The sequence below is a fragment of the Spirillospora sp. NPDC049652 genome (assembly GCF_040675125.1).
Classification (GTDB): Bacteria; Actinomycetota; Actinomycetes; order Streptosporangiales; family Streptosporangiaceae; genus Spirillospora.
Window position 1 is genome coordinate 1 of the sequence record NZ_JBFAOF010001422.1, and the last position, 1,375, is coordinate 1,375.

At 75.6% G+C, this 1,375-nt stretch carries 2 protein-coding genes; both read right to left on the minus strand.

From position 1 onward, the window contains the following. Nucleotides 1-502: MFS transporter (locus AB0J52_RS40730; RefSeq protein WP_500188583.1), on the minus strand; the 502-nt coding region annotated here is incomplete at its 3' end. A 299-nt stretch (nucleotides 503-801) separates the two neighbouring features. Continuing rightward, nucleotides 802-1,375 (minus strand): helix-turn-helix transcriptional regulator (locus AB0J52_RS40735; protein ID WP_500188582.1); only part of this gene is annotated, 574 nt, incomplete at its 5' end.

Below are 1,375 nucleotides of genomic sequence, written 5' to 3' on the forward strand. Positions count from 1 at the left end.
GGACGGCCAGCGCGGCCAGGACGGCGACGGAGAGTGCGGCCATCACGGCGAAGCTGGTGCGCCAGCCCGCCGCGTCCCCGATGAGCGTGCCGAGGGGGACGCCGAAGACCGAGCCCAGCGGGACGGCCGAGAAGATCACGGCGGTCGCGCGGCGGGCCTGGGGCGGGGCGACCAGGCGGTCGGCGAGGCCGGCGGCGATCGACCAGAAGCCGCCGATGACGACGCCGACCAGGACGCGTGAGAGCAGCATCGTCCAGAACGCGGGGGCGGCCGCGGCGAGGACGTTCGCGACGGCCAGCAGGAGGAGGCACGCGCACAGCATCAGGCGGCGGTCGAGCCGCGCGGTCGCGACGGTCAGGACCGGGGCCGCGACGGCGGCGAGGTAGCCGGGCATGGTCATCATCAGTCCGGCCGTGCCGTCCGAGACGGTGAAGCCGGAGCCGATGGACGTGAGCAGGCCGACGGGGAGGATCTCGGTGGTGACGATGGTGAAGATGCCCATCGTCACCGCGAGCACCGCGGGCCAGCCGAGTGTTCGGGTGCGGGATGGAGCGGTTGGGGCGGCCGTGGACGTCATGGCGTCGAGCCAATCGGTGCGCGGCGGTCCGGGCTGGCGGGATCGCGACCTCATAGTGGATTCGCGGGGCTGGGTGCGGGTCCGCCGCCGGGTCAGGCGGTGCGGCGGCGCACCGTCCAGACGATCGGGGTGGTGAGCGCCGGGACCGTCCAGCCGGTTGCGGCGGTGAGCGCGGGCAGCGGGTCGGCGTTCCGGTCGCTCGTCCCGAATCGCCGCGCGGGCGGTTACGGGACGAGGCCGAGGGAGCGGGCGCGCAGGCCCGCCTGGAAGCGGGAGTCGGCGTCCAGCAGCTCCATGAGCTCGGCGACCCGGCGGCGGTAGGTGCGCAGCGAGATGCCGAGCCGCCGGGACGCGGCCTCGTCCTTCATCCCGTCCGCGAGCAGCGCGAGGATCTCGCGGCTCTGCTCGCCCAGCGGGGGGATCGCGGCGGTGTGGTCGGCGAGGTCGACCGCGCCGTGCCAGGTCGCCCAGTACAGCGCGAGGATGCCCGCGACGACGGCCGGGGTGCGGACGACGGTGAACTCGCGGTCGCCGGCGCGCGGCTCCCCGGCGATCACCGCGACCCGGCGGTCCACGACGATCGTCTCGTGCGGGACCGGGCCGTCCAGGATGCGCACGTGCGGACCGTGCCCGGCCAGGTCGGTCAGCAACCGGACGGCCGTGGCGTCCGCCAGCACGTCGCTGCCGTACAGCTTGTAGGCCCGGACGCCGGGACGGGCGCGGCGGGCGGCGACGATCTGCTCGCGCGCGCCCGGCAGCGCCCACGTCCGCGGATGCGCGGCGGCGCAGACGAACTCC